The sequence below is a fragment of the Nostoc sp. LEGE 12454 genome (genome assembly GCF_056620565.1).
This window is the reverse complement of the sequence record NZ_JBWQXL010000063.1, coordinates 1-14,728: the sequence shown is the minus strand read 5'-3', so window position 1 is coordinate 14,728 and position 14,728 is coordinate 1. Positions and strand designations below refer to the sequence as shown.

Sequence of the window (14,728 nt, the reverse complement as noted above, 5' to 3'; positions counted from 1 at the left end):
TGCGTTAAGCTAAAGCCATTATGACCCTATTTAAAATTTACTTTTAATCTAAAATCTAAAATTGTTATGAGAGCCAAAATTGAAAATAAAATACTTTTTATTCACCACGAAGATTTGCCAGAGTTTAAGAAGGGTGGTTCGGTGGTAAGAAACTCTTATTTTTGGGCACTCCGTTCAATAGCTGGTAAAGCTTCACGTTATCGTGATTGGGAATACGAACCGGAGGTTTGGCTAGCGCTTTCACGAATGCTTTTATCGTTTGCTGAATCAGGATATTTGGGTATTAGAGAAACTTTACTAGAGTTTCCCTTATCTCAAGGAGAAATTCCTAGTTTGCTGCGAGACGTTTCCACTTGGGAGTAGGGATGTATAGCTGTCAAATCTCGAAATATCTCTTCTACTTAGATGCGTAGTGGCTTCTTGCAGGGGACGAGCGATCGCTATATATTTCTATTAAGGATTCAAACAAAGAAATGCAAAAAGTGGGAAAAAGGTGGGCTGCTGCCCACCCTAAACCATTATTTACTTAGCAATACTTTAAACAGGTGCTTCAGTAGCAGTCTTGCCAACCAACATTGCAGCATTTTCCTCGCTTTCGAGAATACCGAATTCAATCAACAAGTCTTCTAACTCTTCCATCTCGATAGGTGTGGGGACAGTCAGATTCTTGTTGTTGATGATCTTTGTACCTAATGTCCGATATTCATTAGCTTGGTTGCTGTCAGGTGCATACTCGTTAACAGTCATGCGGCGCAATTCTGCGTGTTGCACAATGTTGTCACGAGGTACGTAGTGAATCATTTGGGTGTTCAAACGTTTTGCCAGGGTTTCGATTAGGTCGATTTCCCGGTCAACGTTACGGCTGTTACAAATCAAACCACCCAAGCGCACACCGCCAGTGTGAGCATATTTGAGAACACCACGAGCGATGTTGTTAGCTGCATACATCGCCATCATTTCACCAGAGGTAACGATGTAGATTTCTTGTGCCTTACCTTCACGGATAGGCATAGCGAAACCACCACACACAACGTCACCCAAAACGTCGTAACTTACAAAGTCAACATCTTTGTAAGCACCGTTTTCTTCTAAGAAGTTGATAGCGGTGATAATACCACGACCAGCGCAACCCACACCAGGTTCAGGGCCGCCAGACTCCACACAACGTACATCCCGGAAACCGGTGAGCATTACTTCTTCGAGTTCAATATCTTCTACAGCACCGCGTTCAGCAGCCAATTGAAGAACACTTGTTTGAGCTTTACTGTGTAGCATCAAACGGGTGGAGTCAGCTTTGGGGTCGCAACCGACAATAAGGACGCGCTGACCCATTTCAGCCATTGCTGCAAGGGTATTTTGAGAGGTGGTAGATTTACCAATACCGCCTTTACCATAGAAAGCTATTTGTCTAATCTTTTCGTCAGTCATGGTTGTGTTTCCTACAATGATTTAGTTGATGAATCGTAAGCTTGATGTAGTTGTTTACCCTTGGCGTCGTAGGGAAGTAGAGCCTATTGGCGTTGACGCATAGCGGCTTGTTGCTAGACATCGCATCCTGGCAAAAACATTTAAAATCAGAACATATTTACCCACGAAGCGATGGCTTAAGAGATAGATAAATCTAATCTCCTAATAACGAAGCCTTTGAAACTATGACTTCAGCATTATCAGTTGTTGTAACGAATCCCAAATGGTTGCTCAAGCCTCAAGAGTGGTTGCAGCAGGAATTCAAATGAACGCAGATTTGTTCCTTGAACCACACAACCAACCAAATTGCAATCCACTCTTAAATGGTCGCTACAACTTGTGTGATTTTGCTAATGTCAAGTAACCAAGAAAATCTATAGCGCTTCTCGTTTCGTGATTGATGCAGCAAGATAAATTTCAGCCTAAAAGTAGCAGTTACAAGTGCAGTAATATAATGCCTGCAAAAGCAAACCCTAACACTCTGGCTTAGATAATATCTTGGCGACTTTTGACACTATGGCTAAATTCCTATAAATTATAGAAAGATACCATTCTGCTTGAAGTTTTCGTTCCAAAAGTCAGCAACTGCTTCAACTTAGTTTGCGATTGAAAAGGTTTACTTCCGCAAAACGAAGTTAGTAAATATTCTGTATTTCTATTGAATTGTCAGGCTGTACTAAGAGTCTTTCTTCCCAGACTCCAAGAGTAATGCCTTTGGCAGGTAATGCTCTAGCTAGGTTAGCCAACTCTTATTGGCTCGTACCCAGATAAATTTTGATTGACTTCAAGTTGTTACAAAGGCTACTATCCTACTCAATCTAGTTTTAGATTTTCGTTAAAAAAAGATGTAGCTAATTGAAGGGGACTTACCAGAGCAAAAAAACTTTCTTGAGCTTGCCTCAAACTTGTCTTGAAGTCTTTTTGTGTTTTCACTTGTTTGATTCCTATAAAAACCATAACATACATCCCACTAATTAATTTGCCGAATCTCAAATTATTTATCTATTTAATAGAACATTATCTTTAGAACCTTTAATAGTCATAGGTTACACCCTCGCTATTAGCTAGTTAATCAAATTATTTATCATAGCCAATATGTGCAGTTAGATACTTTTGGAAATTTGATAAAAGTATTTAAAACTAATGTTTGAAAAAGAAAACATAAATTCTTATTTTTGCAGTCAAAAATTTTGTCATCATATTGAACTAGCAGTCTCCCTAGCAGCTTCTCGCAGTCGCTCCACATCGCGCATCGGTGGCGCACCAAAAAGCCGCTTGTACTCCCGGTTAAAATGCGAGGCATCGTCATAACCCACGCGGTAGGCAGCACTGGTAGCATCAAGCTTTTCCCCCAGCATCAGACGGCGAGCCTCCTGGAGGCGCAATTGCTTTTGGTACTGCAAGGGACTCATGGCAGTGACAGACTTGAAGTGATGGTGGAAGCCCGATACACTCATTCCCAGCTCTCGTGCAATGCTTTCAATCTTGATCGGCTCGTTAAAGTCTTTACGAAGTCGCTCGACGGCAAGAGCGATGTGGTAGGTGCAGCCACCCAGAACTGCAATATGACGGAGCCGATTACCTTGCTCTCCCATCAGGAGTCGGTAAATGATTTCCCGCTTAATCAGTGGTGCGAGAACATGAGCTTCAGCAGGGGAATCTAAAAGCCTTACCAGCCGCACCACAGCGTCCAACAGATTTGCATTCAACGGACTTACATCAATCGCTTTCACATCAGCACGGCTGCGCGAGGGATACCCTGCCTCGACCATCACTGAGCCAACGAGAGTAGGGTCAAGATCGAGGCGAAGACTAAGGTAAGGTTGCTCCTTGGACGCTTCCAGAATTTGGCTGATAATTGGTAGTTCGACCGTAGCAAGCAGATAATGCATTGGGTCGTACTGATAGCGATCGCTACCCAAAAGAACTTCTTTGCTGCCCTGAGCGATCGCACAAAACGCAGGGATAGACACACTATGAACGCATTCCGAAGGCGAGGAGGAGCGGTTGAAGTGCAAACCTTTGAGCGGCTCAATCGCCCCATCATGAGGAATCGCGTGTGCGATACGCTCTTTCAGTTCGTCTCTGTTGGCTTGTGCTCTGTCTACCTCGCGCTTTGCCTGCGGGTCGTTCATTAAATCGCGATCGGACTTTGCACTCGTTTTGGCAGCGTTCATTTCTAAGTTTGCAGAATTGTACAACGATCTTAGACGATCGTCCTATTACTTGTTCTTCAAGATTCATAGAATGAAGCTAAAGCAATGAAAAATGATTTCGGCTTCTTATAAGCATTCTGGATTTTTATTTAATAGAAAACTCAGTTTTGATTGGGCAAGAGACTTGTCTTCTAGCCACCAAAATTGCATCAAGTGAAGGAATTAAGGAAATGGACATCAAAAGAAGTGGCTCACAGCCTTCTGCCAAAGGGCAGGCTGATTACTTTACCGGCACTGTCCGCATTGACCCCCTGTTTGAGGCACACGATCCAGCACGCACGTCTGGAGCCGTGTCACGTTTGAGCCTGGCGCTCGGACAGCATGGCACACCCACCCATTAGGACAAACCCTAATCGTGACGGCTGGCTGTGGACTTATACAGCGATGGGGCGGTGCGATCGAGGAAATTCGACCGGGAGACGCGATTTGGATCTCGCCAGGTGAGAAGCATTGGCACGGTGCTACACCAACCACATCCATGACGCACATCGCCATTCAGGAATGGCTCGACGGCAAGCCCGTGGACTGGCTGGAAAAGGTCAGCGACGAGCAGTATGAAGGAATACTTTAATGCTTTTGAGATGGTTTTCTATCAAGGGGAAAAACTGCCAGCAGAGAATGCTGATTTTGGTTCTCGCCCTATTGATGTCCCTGCCTGCCGTGCCGACAACAGTATGACTAGCGATGCCTCGTTGAAGATGCCGACTGAAATATCAACCAAGCAGGCAGAGAGTATGAAAATAAACATCAAGGTCAAAGACAAAATCGTTACAGCCACTTTGATCGACAGCAAAACCACTCAGGATTTTATTTCCCTGCTGCCATTAACGCTGACGTTAGAAGATTACGCGAGAACCGAAAAAATCAGCGATCTGCCAAAAAAATTATCTACAGAAGATGCACCCCCAGGCAGCGATCCTGCTGTTGGAGATATTGCTTATTACGCTCCCTGGGGGAATTTGGCGATATATTATCGAGATTTTGGATACTCAAACGGACTCGCGATCCTCGGAAAAATAGACGGTGGCATCGAGGCATTGAATGTGCCTGGCTCTGTAGAAGTGACAATCGAGCTTGTTCAATAGTTGCTCTGAACCCTTTTTGCAGGGGAATTTCAGTATCTTTCTCCCCTGCCTCTTCGGTCAGTCCATCTTCCCTAGAGATTGTTTAGTAAAACCTGAAAGTTGGAGACGGAAATGAAACTGCTTGCGACGACTATCGTGTCATTTTCCCTGCTTACTTTGGCGCTTGCTCATGCGGGTCAGACACAAGTTACATCAGACAATGAAACACGGATAGTAGAGATCGCTCGGAAAGGTTCGCAGCCTTCTACTAGAGGATCAACCGAATATTTCACAGGTTCCGTCCGCATCGATTCCCTGTTTTCAGCACGCGACCCGTCACGCACGGCTGGCGCTAGTGTAACCTTTGAGCCTGGTGCTAGGACAGCATGGCACACCCATCCATTAGGACAAACCCTGATTGTGACTGCTGGGTCTGGTTATGTCCAGCAATGGGGCAGACAAATTCAGGAAATCAGACCAGGTGATGTTGTCCGAATTGCGCCCGGACTGAAACACTGGCACGGAGCTACAGCCACCACAGCCATGACACACATTGCCATTCACGAAGAACTCGATGGTAAGCCTGTGGACTGGCTGGAAAAAGTCAGCGACGAGCAGTATCCCAATTGATCTCTGCATCTGGTGGTTTTAAGACCTTGTTAGGTAAAGAATTAAAGGAAAAAAATCATGACAACGAATGAGAATAGAAAGTACACAGGAAAAGTTGCGTTTGTAACCGGAGCAGCGAACGGCATCGGTCGAGCTACGGCGCTGGCATTTGCTCGTGAGGGCGCTAATGTAGTGGTCGCCGACATTTCAGAACAAGGCAATCAAGAAACGGTACGCACGATCGAAGAACTCGGCGGACGAGCGATCGCTGTCAAGTGCAACGTAACGCAAGCCGAGGACGTGAAGGCGGCTCTTTCCAAGACCATCGAGACCTTCGGGCGGTTGGACTTTGCTTTTAATAACGCTGGTGTGGAGCAGAAAAATACAGCAACAGCGGAAATCGAAGAGGAAGAGTGGGATCGGATCGTAGACATCGATCTGCGCGGCGTTTTTCTGTGCATGAAGTATGAAATTCCACTGCTACTCAAGCAAGGCGGCGGCGCGATCGTGAACACATCATCGGGCGCTGGGGTCATAGGCATCAAGGGCGGAGCCGCATATACCGCCGCAAAACACGGCGTAATCGGACTCACCAAGTCGGCGGCTCTCGACTATGCCTCGCAGAACATCCGCGTCAACGCCGTTGCCCCCGGTTACATTGACACACCGATGATGGATCGCTTCACTGGCGGCACTCCTGAAGGACGCAAGCAGGTAATCTCGGAGGAGCCAGTCGGACGGATGGGCCAGCCCGAAGAGATTGCCAATGCCGTTGTCTGGCTGTGTTCGGACGCGGCAGCCTTCATCATCGGACACACCTTGGTCGTCGATGGCGGTCAAACGGTGCAGTGATTGTTTGTCGCCAACCGTGACACCGTTGCAGTGAGTGGAGATCCCGCCAGGCAGACGCGTCGAACCGCAGCTAACCAATCCACACATTTGGAGAACTCAATGAAACACCTCGTTATACTACCCCTCTTGATTAGTGCGATCGCCACGACGACGGCGGCAGTTGCACTCGACAAAACGCGCACCTCGCATAAGAGTTCCCAAGCACCGGCCCAGAAGTCCGCTGTGGTCGAGGGGGCGGACAACTTCTATAAGAGCGACAAAGTGACTATGCAAAAGGTTACGTTCAAAAACCAATACAACATGCAGGTTGCCGGGACTCTCTTCATTCCCAAAACCTTGAATCAGACCGCCAAGAATCCCGCAATCATTGTGGGGCACCCAATGGGTGCAGTCAAAGAACAAAGCGCGAATCTGTATGCCCAGAAACTGGCAGACCAGGGATTCGTCACCTTGTCCCTCGATCTGTCCTTCTGGGGCGAGAGTGAGGGGCGAACCCGCAACGCTGTTTCGCCGGATATTTATGCCGAGGATTTCAGTGCGGCGGTGGATTTTTTGGGCATCCGGCCATTCGTTGACAAGAACCTGATTGGCGTTCTTGGGATTTGTGGCAGCGGCAGCTTCGTCATCAGCGCCGCCAAAATTGACCCGCGTATGAAGGCCATTGCGACGGTAAGCATGTACGACATGGGTGCGGCTAACCGTAACGGGCTTAGGCATTCTACGACCCTCGAACAGAGAAAGAAAGTAATCGCAGAGGCGGCTGAACAACGCTATGTGGAGTTCACGGGCGGCGAGACCAAATACACAAGCGGGACAGTGCATGAACTGGATGAAAACTCCACCGCCATTGAGCGTGAGTTTTATGACTTTTACCGCACTCCCAGAGGCGAATACACATCCATTGGTTCGTCACCGAACCTGACAACGCACCCGACGCTTACCAGTAACGTCAAATTCATGAACTTTTACCCGTTCGATGACATCGAGACGATTTCGCCTCGTCCCATGCTGTTCATCACAGGGGCAGATGCACACTCCAGAGAGTTCAGTGAAGATGCTTACAAGCGCGCAGCCGAGCCAAAGGATCTCTACATCGTTCCGAACGCAGGACATGTCGATTTGTACGATCGGGTGAACCTTATCCCGTGGGACAAGCTTCAGTCTTTTTTCAATCAGCATCTCAGTCGGTAAGCGAGCAACTGGCAGGAGAAAATATGCTACCCAACTCGAATGGAAACTTCACAGGTAAGGTGGCCTTTGTCAATCACCAACGCCAACTGCCGACTTTGCGGTATTACCAGAAAAGTTTTTGCTGATGCCACATCGAACCGTCGGCGTGCCCTTAGCCGCTGATTGGCAAGTCCGCTTTGGCGGAACTCAGTAGTTACTCACACCAGCCCGGAAACCCGCTACGACAAAGGGCTGGCAGTACAAAAAGCCATATTCGGTGAAACGATCAATCAAATGTATGAGCGATCGCCCAAAGACCAACTGCACATTCAAAAGTTTCTTTCTGCCAATTGCTTTGGCGATTATTACACCCGCAATGGCGTAGATATCAAAGTAAGGGAGCTGATAACACTGTCTATCCTCATTGCCCTGGGCGGAGTTGAATCACAGATAAAGGGGCACATTCAAGGCAACCTGAATGTCGGAAACGGCAAAGACATACTGCTGGATCTGATTACACAATTGTTGCCCTGGGTGGGATATCCCCGAACACTGAATGCGTTGAAATGCCTGAATGAAGTGGCGACGGAGTAATGGCGATGATAACGAGCAATGAACAATACAGGGCTTGATTAAGTTCGAATAAAAGGAAAATAATTATGAGCAAAGTCTGGTTTATCACAGGCGCTGGTAGCGGCATCGGAGCCGGAACCGCCAAGGCGGCATTGCAGGCTGGCGATCGTGTAGTGGCGACTGGCCGAAACCTCGACAAAGTGCGTAATGCCTTGCACGATGTTGCAAGCGAGAATCTTGCATTTGTCCAGTTAGACGTTTCCGACGAGGTAGAGGCGAAAACAGCCGTCGAGGAGGCGGTGAATCGGTTCGGTCGGATCGACGTTTTGGTTAACAATGCGGGCTACAGCCTGCTTGGTAATTTTGAAGAGATGACCACAGCCGAGATCGAACGCCAATTCGCGACGAACTTCTATGGTGTGGTGTACGTCATGCGTGCCGTACTGCCAATTATGCGTCAGCAGCAGTCAGGTCACATCATTAACATTAGCTCCGTTGCTGGCGTTGTTGGGTTTAAGCACTGTGCTGCCTACGCCGCATCGAAGTTTGCGGTCGAAGGCATCTCGCTGTCGATCGCGGCCGAGGTCGAGGGGTTCGGCATCAAAATGACGCTCGTCGAACCTGGCTTCTTCCGCACGGATCTTCTGGATGACCGGAATGTTAGATGGCCTAGCAACGCCATCGAAGACTATGCCGCCGAGGGCAACGTTCAGGACACTTGGTCGGCCTACAACGGCACGCAGCAGGGCGATCCAGCAAAGTTGGGCGATGCTCTGGTCAAAATCGCCAGGATGGAGAATCCGCCGAAGTTGTTCGTTGCCGGAAGTGACGCCCTTGCAACGATCGCGTCGGCTGTCGAGGAACGGTTGCAGGCGACGCGCGCCCATGAAGAGCTATCGAAATCAACAGACGGTTCGTTCTAGCGATCGCACAAGAAGCATCATCATCAAATCCACGGACATGATGCACATCCCCATTCAGCAACAGATCGACGGCAAGACTGTGGACTAAATGGAACAGGTCAGCGATGAACAATACCAGACCCGATCCTGGAGTAGGACAGTTCCGACCTTTAATTCACCTTTAAATCAAAGACAGGAGTTCAAAAAATGCAGAAACGCAAACTTGGAAACAGTAATTTGGAAGTCTCGACTATCGGACTTGGCTGTATGGGAATGAGCTTTTCTTATGGCCCGCCCAAAGATACACAAGAGATGACCGCTCTTCTGAGGACTGCTATCGATCGCGGCATTACATTCTTTGATACCGCCGAGGTCTACGGCCCGTTCCTAAACGAAGAACTAGTGGGTGAAGCCCTCGCTCCCTTCCGCGACCAAGTGGTCATCGCCACCAAATTCGGGTTCGACATCAGTCCGAATTCCGATCCCCGTGGCATGAAAGGTTCACCCGGACTGAATAGCCGACCGGAGCATATTAAGGAAGCCGTGGAGAGTTCGCTCAAGCGACTCAAGGTGGAGGCGATCGACCTCCTCTATCAGCACCGGGTTGATCCGAACGTGCCGATTGAAGACGTGGCAGGAGCGGTGAAAGAACTGATTCAGTCAGGTAAGGTGAAGCACTTTGGACTCTCAGAAGCAGGAGTGCAAACGATCCGTCGCGCCCACGCCGTTCAGCCGATCGCTGCTCTCCAGAGCGAGTACTCACTGTGGTGGAGAAAGCCTGAAGCGGAAGTGATACCGACCCTTGAGGAACTTGGCATCGGCTTTGTCCCCTACAGCCCTTTGGGCAAGGGCTTTCTCACGGGCAAGATCGACGAAAGCACGACTTTCGACAGTTCCGACTTCCGCAGCACCCTGCCTCGCTTTACTAAGGAGGCTCTCAAGGTGAATCAAGCCCTGATCGATCTACTCGGCAGCATCGCCGAACGGAAGCAGGCGACACCTGCTCAAATTGCGATCGCCTGGCTGCTGGCCCAGAAGCCGTGGATTGTTCCGATCCCAGGCACCACAAAGTTGCATCGCTTAGACGAAAACATCGGGGCAGTCTCCGTCGAACTCACGCCCGACGATCTGCGTGACATCGATGATGCCGCGTCCAAGATTGCGGTACAAGGCGCTCGTTATCCCGAAAAACTGGAGCAAATGACCGGTCGTTAAACTGGTACTAAGTTAAGCCCTATAGTTTGCAGCGCAAGGGTTGCAGAGGAGCAGAGGGGAAAGAGTTTGCAACAAAGCACTTTACTCAAAAGTTCTCCATCCTCTTGTTTGCTCCCCTGCTCCCCTGCTCCTCTGCCCCTCTGCCCCTCTGCCCCTCTGCCCCTCTGCTCCCTTGCTGCCTCGACAATTTACCTTTTCTTAGTGCCATTCTGTACTGACACCTGTGCAACTAGCGCTTGTGATGATTTCGCATGGATTTATGAATCTTCTTCCATCGTTCTTTCTCAGCTAATTGTGCCCTTTGGTCTTGTTTGCGGTTAAGGTAGTCGAGTTCTTTTTGTAACTTTTGGTAGCTAAGAAACCTGGAATAATCAAGTTCTCCCTCAGCCAAAGCCTGCTGCACGACACAACCCGGTTCGTTATTGTGCTGACAATTGCGGAAATGGCATTCTTGCGCCAAGGTTTCGATGTCTGCAAAAGTTTCTTGCAAACCTTCATCACCTGCCCAAATTTGGATTTCCCGCATTCCTGGAGTATCAATAATTAATCCGCCAGTAGAGAGCAAAATCAACTCACGATTAGTTGTCGTGTGTCTACCTCGGTCATCACCTTGCCGCACTGGTTGCACAACTTGGACAGATGCACCTTGCAGTTGGTTGGTGATGGTGGATTTACCAACACCAGAAGACCCCAACAAAGCAACTGTTTGTCCTGGCTGCAAGTAAGGTTTTAAGGCATCCAATCCTTGATGATTGGTGGCACTTAAAACTACAATTGGTAGACCCAAAGCAACTGCTTCTACTTGGGTTAAATACTCTTCTAGAGAATTGCACAAATCTGCTTTGTTTAACACAATTACCGGATTTGCACCACTTTCCCAAGCCAGAATCAGATAACGCTCAACTCTTCTTGGGTTAAAATCGCCATCCAATCCTGAGACTAAGAAGACTGTATCAATATTCGCTGCAACAATTTGTTCTTCTGTTTTACTACCCACCGTCTTGCGAGAAAATTTGCTTTTCCTGGGTAAAATCTCGTTGATAGTGGCTCGTTTTTCAGATTCTCTGACACTAATCGCAACCCAATCTCCAACGGCGGGAAAATCTTGTGCTTGAGAAGCACGATGCCGCAATTTACCTGAAACTTCTGCTGAAAGTTCCCCTTGTTCGCTATAGAGGGTGTAAGTATTTCTGTATTCAATGGCAACCCTACCAACGCTAAATCCTTGTAAGCGATAGGGTTCAAAGCTGCGAGCAAAAAAGTCACTCCAGCCTAAATAATCCAAATTCATTGATGTTTCCTCGATGTGTGCTACTTGTTTTGCACAAGGTTCCACAGAGGAAGACACTTCTATGCAGGAGAACTCCCCGCACCAGAATGTCTGTGAATTCTAGTTTTCATTCCTGTAAAATAAGAGGACTGAACAGAATCTCTGCGCCTTGTGTTCTTTGAGTTGGGATGGTCAAAGTAACCCGGACTGCTAGCAACTCAGTCATAGTTCGTCCTCCTTATGTACTACAGTAATAATCTACATTACTACATTAGCCTATTCCAGAAAATTCGTTTAAATTATGCAATTTTAACTTTGATATTTATCGCCTATTGATAGACCAATGCACAAGTTTGTACATTATAAAAACAATTTTGGTAAAAAATATCTGTTCATCTTTCAGCAACCTCTAGCGAAAGAAAGAGTTTGAGGGTGACTATCTCTGTAATCATGAATGCGGATAAGTGTTTACCTGCTAAATAACTGATATGCCGCAATATTTCGGAAAATTACCCACCACAAACCAAGCTTGGACAACTGTTAGCAATGTAAAAGCTGTAAGTTGGGAAAACAATATTGTTAATTTTGACTGTGGCGATTCACGCCTAATTATCAGCATACTTACTCCGAATTTAATCCGCGTGCGTTTTGCACCAACTGGGGAATTTATGCCTCGCCGCTCTTGGGCAGTGACGCCAGATGATGCAGAATGGGCAATAACACCTTTTGCAGTGCGGGAAACTGAAGCAACGGTCGAAATTGAAACAACACAGATTCGTGTGTGCGTTCAGCGGGAAAAATGTCGCATCGCCTGTTTTGACAAAGCTAATCGTCCCTTCGCCCAAGATGCGGATATGGGGATGGGTTGGCGGATGGGTGCAGTTGCAGGGTGGAAGGAAATTGCAGCCGATGAACATTTCTATGGCTTTGGTGAACGCACAGGCTTTCTGGATAAACTCAGTGAAGTGAAAACCAACTGGACAACGGATGCTCTAGATTATGATTCACTGACTGATGAAATGTACCAGGCAATTCCCTTTTTTATGGCTTTGCGCCCGCAGGTAAGCTATGGCATCTTTTTCAATACCACTTTTTGGAGTCAGTTCGATATCGGTGCTGAACAACCAGGTATTTGGAAGATGGAAACTCGTGGCGGTGAATTGGATTATTACATTATCTACGGCCCCGAACCAGCCCAAATCCTGGAGACTTACACTCAGCTAACTGGGAGAATGCCATTACCGCCGAAATGGGCGCTAGGTTATCATCAATGCCGTTGGAGTTACGAATCAGAAAACGTTGTGCGGGAACTAGCAAAGGAATTTCGTCAACGCCGCATTCCCTGTGATGTTATTCACTTGGATATTGACTATATGCGGGGCTATCGAGTGTTTACTTGGAGTCCTCAACGCTTTGCCAACGCGGCAAAACTCATCAGTGATTTAGCAGAGGATGGTTTCAAAACAGTCACAATTATCGATCCTGGTGTGAAGTATGAACCAGAAGGTAATTATCATGTTTTTGATGAAGGAGTAGAAAACGACTATTTTGTGCGTAAAGCTGATGGTACGTTGTTCCACGGCTACGTTTGGCCTGAAAAAGCTGTTTTTCCTGATTTTTTACGTCCTGATGTGTCTAACTGGTGGGCTGATTTACACAAAAGCTTAACTGATATTGGTGTGGCAGGAATTTGGAATGATATGAATGAACCTGCCATAAACGATCGCCCTTTCGGCGATGATGGTGAAAAGATTTGGTTTCCTCTAGATGCACCGCAGGGGAGCAGAGGGGCAGAGGAGAATTTATCTACGTCCACTCATCTAGAAGTGCATAACTTGTATGGGTTGATGATGGCTAAAGCTTGTTATGAAGGGTTGGAACGGCATCGAAGTTCACAGCGATCTTTTGTGTTAACGCGATCGGGTTATGCTGGTGTGCAACGCTGGTCTTCTGTGTGGATGGGGGATAACCAATCGTTGTGGGAGCATTTAGAAATGTCTCTGCCGATGCTTTGTAATATGGGACTTTCGGGTGTGGGGTTTGTGGGTTGCGATATTGGCGGGTTTGCTGGTAACGCCACTGCTGAATTATTCGCTCGGTGGATGCAGGTAGGAATGCTTTACCCATTGATGCGCGGCCACTCGGCAATGTCTACTGCTCGTCATGAACCTTGGGTATTTGGCGATCGCGTTGAAAATATCTGTCGAGAATACATTAATCTACGTTACCAATTACTTCCCTATATTTATAGTCTTTTCTGGGAAGCGGCAACAACGGGCGCACCGATTTTAAGACCATTATTATACCACTTCCCCAACGATCCGAAAACCTATAGCCTCTACGATCAAGTATTGCTAGGTGCATCGCTGATGGCTGCACCAATTTACCGCCCTGGAGTTGAGCATCGAGCTGTCTACTTACCCGCTGGCACTTGGTATGATTGGTGGAGTGGCGATCGCTATGAAGGCCCGATTCACATTCTTGCTCATGCACCACTAGAAAGAATGCCACTGTATGTCCGTAGCGGTGCGATCGTTCCTATGCAACCTGTCAGCCAATACGTTGATGAAGCCCCACTCGACCAGATTCGGTTACGAATTTGGCCTGGTAACAACGAATATCAGCTATTTGAAGATGATGGACAGACAAGCAAGTATCAAGATAATAACTACTCAATAACAAACATCCGTGTATTTACTCAGGCAAACCAAACAGTAGTGGAAATTGCAGCAAGAGTTGGAAAGTGGACACCTCCACTGCGAGAAGTAATTGTAGAACTTGTAGGTGTTGGAGAGCAACGGTTTCAAGATGATGGTAAGCGGCATAGCTTACAATTCTGAAATACTCGTAAAGGTGGTTTTTGAGCCACCATTATTTCCTACTTTAAATTATGCAAGAAAAAATATGCATAGAGGTAGATGAAAAATCGGCCGAAGTGTAAATTACAATACAAAGGACATCAATGATTAGCTCGTAAGAAACACGTAAGTTTACTACGCTAGATAGATGCGGTTAGAGAACACTCAATGTTAAATATTAACCGCTTGCGGCTGCAAGATAGATTTAAAATCTCTACAAATGCACTTGTGGCAAGAGTCGCAAGTGCGATCGCTGTTTTTGTTGGTAGTTTGATATTAGTTGGCTGGTGTCTGGGCATTGAAGTTCTTAAGCGCGGCTTCCCTGGTAGTCCTGCCACTATGAAAGTCAACACGGCGTTATGTTTTGTGTTGTGTGGTTTGTCGCTGTGGCTATTTTTAAAAGCAGGGGAGCAGGGGAGCAGAGGGGCAGAGGGGCAGGGGAGCAGGGGGGCAGGGGGACACAATTCAAAACTCAAAATTCACAATGACGTTCGCGGACTCGCTAACGCTGCGCTCACAAAATTATTTACCC

Annotated in this window: 15 protein-coding genes and 1 pseudogene; 13 read left to right on the top strand and 3 right to left on the bottom strand. The window is 47.3% G+C overall.

Going from position 1 to position 14,728, the window contains the following annotated elements; genetic code table 11:
- The first annotated feature begins 66 nt into the window (after positions 1 to 66).
- Positions 67 to 363 carry a hypothetical protein gene (locus tag AC1F2U_RS32030; RefSeq protein WP_480264809.1) on the top strand — a complete coding sequence of 99 codons (297 nt, stop codon included), beginning with the start codon at positions 67 to 69 and terminating at the stop codon, positions 361 to 363.
- 174 nt (positions 364 to 537) lie between these two features.
- Here AC1F2U_RS32030 and nifH read toward each other — a convergent pair whose 3' ends face one another.
- Together nifH and AC1F2U_RS32020 are read right to left on the bottom strand one after the other, a co-directional pair.
- On the bottom strand, positions 538 to 1,428 hold the full coding sequence (nifH, locus tag AC1F2U_RS32025; RefSeq protein ID WP_094346394.1) for a nitrogenase iron protein: 891 nt from the start codon (positions 1,426 to 1,428) through the stop codon (positions 538 to 540).
- A 1,235-nt stretch (positions 1,429 to 2,663) separates the two neighbouring features.
- On the bottom strand, positions 2,664 to 3,602 hold the full coding sequence (locus tag AC1F2U_RS32020) for an AraC family transcriptional regulator (RefSeq protein ID WP_480264822.1): 939 nt from the start codon (positions 3,600 to 3,602) through the stop codon (positions 2,664 to 2,666).
- 188 nt (positions 3,603 to 3,790) lie between these two features.
- Between AC1F2U_RS32020 and AC1F2U_RS32015 the strand changes: the two genes are divergently transcribed.
- The 10 genes and pseudogenes from AC1F2U_RS32015 (at position 3,791) to AC1F2U_RS31970 (ending at position 10,068) form a co-directional block, all read left to right on the top strand.
- Positions 3,791 to 4,024 carry a hypothetical protein gene (locus tag AC1F2U_RS32015; protein ID WP_480264806.1) on the top strand — a complete coding sequence of 78 codons (234 nt, stop codon included), beginning with the start codon at positions 3,791 to 3,793 and terminating at the stop codon, positions 4,022 to 4,024.
- Between the two features lie 8 nt (positions 4,025 to 4,032).
- Positions 4,033 to 4,101: pseudogene (locus AC1F2U_RS32010) on the top strand ((R)-mandelonitrile lyase); the annotation flags it as partial.
- 136 nt (positions 4,102 to 4,237) lie between these two features.
- Positions 4,238 to 4,768: a cyclophilin-like fold protein gene (locus AC1F2U_RS32005; RefSeq protein WP_480264805.1), complete on the top strand. Its 531-nt coding sequence runs from the start codon at positions 4,238 to 4,240 to the stop codon at positions 4,766 to 4,768.
- A 111-nt stretch (positions 4,769 to 4,879) separates the two neighbouring features.
- Positions 4,880 to 5,377 carry a (R)-mandelonitrile lyase gene (locus AC1F2U_RS32000; protein ID WP_480264803.1) on the top strand — a complete coding sequence of 166 codons (498 nt, stop codon included), beginning with the start codon at positions 4,880 to 4,882 and terminating at the stop codon, positions 5,375 to 5,377.
- A 57-nt stretch (positions 5,378 to 5,434) separates the two neighbouring features.
- Entirely contained in the window at positions 5,435 to 6,208 is a 774-nt protein-coding gene (locus AC1F2U_RS31995) for an SDR family oxidoreductase (protein ID WP_480264802.1), read from the top strand.
- A 99-nt stretch (positions 6,209 to 6,307) separates the two neighbouring features.
- Positions 6,308 to 7,399 carry an alpha/beta hydrolase gene (locus AC1F2U_RS31990; protein WP_480264801.1) on the top strand — a complete coding sequence of 364 codons (1,092 nt, stop codon included), beginning with the start codon at positions 6,308 to 6,310 and terminating at the stop codon, positions 7,397 to 7,399.
- Positions 7,400 to 7,438: 39 nt separating this feature from the next.
- Positions 7,439 to 7,561 carry a hypothetical protein gene (locus tag AC1F2U_RS31985; protein ID WP_480264799.1) on the top strand — a complete coding sequence of 41 codons (123 nt, stop codon included), beginning with the start codon at positions 7,439 to 7,441 and terminating at the stop codon, positions 7,559 to 7,561.
- Positions 7,562 to 7,972: a carboxymuconolactone decarboxylase family protein gene (locus AC1F2U_RS31980; protein ID WP_480264797.1), complete on the top strand. Its 411-nt coding sequence runs from the start codon at positions 7,562 to 7,564 to the stop codon at positions 7,970 to 7,972.
- Between the two features lie 65 nt (positions 7,973 to 8,037).
- Entirely contained in the window at positions 8,038 to 8,874 is an 837-nt protein-coding gene (locus AC1F2U_RS31975; protein WP_480264796.1) for an SDR family oxidoreductase, read from the top strand.
- 186 nt (positions 8,875 to 9,060) lie between these two features.
- On the top strand, positions 9,061 to 10,068 hold the full coding sequence (locus tag AC1F2U_RS31970) for an aldo/keto reductase (RefSeq protein WP_480264795.1): 1,008 nt from the start codon (positions 9,061 to 9,063) through the stop codon (positions 10,066 to 10,068).
- Positions 10,069 to 10,297: 229 nt separating this feature from the next.
- Here AC1F2U_RS31970 and rsgA read toward each other — a convergent pair whose 3' ends face one another.
- Complete coding sequence (rsgA, locus tag AC1F2U_RS31965) at positions 10,298 to 11,359, bottom strand: ribosome small subunit-dependent GTPase A (RefSeq protein ID WP_480264793.1); 1,062 nt, start codon at positions 11,357 to 11,359, stop codon at positions 10,298 to 10,300.
- A gap of 467 nt (positions 11,360 to 11,826) precedes the next feature.
- Between rsgA and AC1F2U_RS31960 the strand changes: the two genes are divergently transcribed.
- Both AC1F2U_RS31960 and AC1F2U_RS31955 read left to right on the top strand, forming a co-directional pair.
- Positions 11,827 to 14,178: a glycoside hydrolase family 31 protein gene (locus AC1F2U_RS31960; protein ID WP_480264792.1), complete on the top strand. Its 2,352-nt coding sequence runs from the start codon at positions 11,827 to 11,829 to the stop codon at positions 14,176 to 14,178.
- 186 nt (positions 14,179 to 14,364) lie between these two features.
- The coding region (locus AC1F2U_RS31955) for a hypothetical protein (RefSeq protein WP_480264790.1) at positions 14,365 to 14,728 on the top strand (364 nt) is incomplete at its 3' end.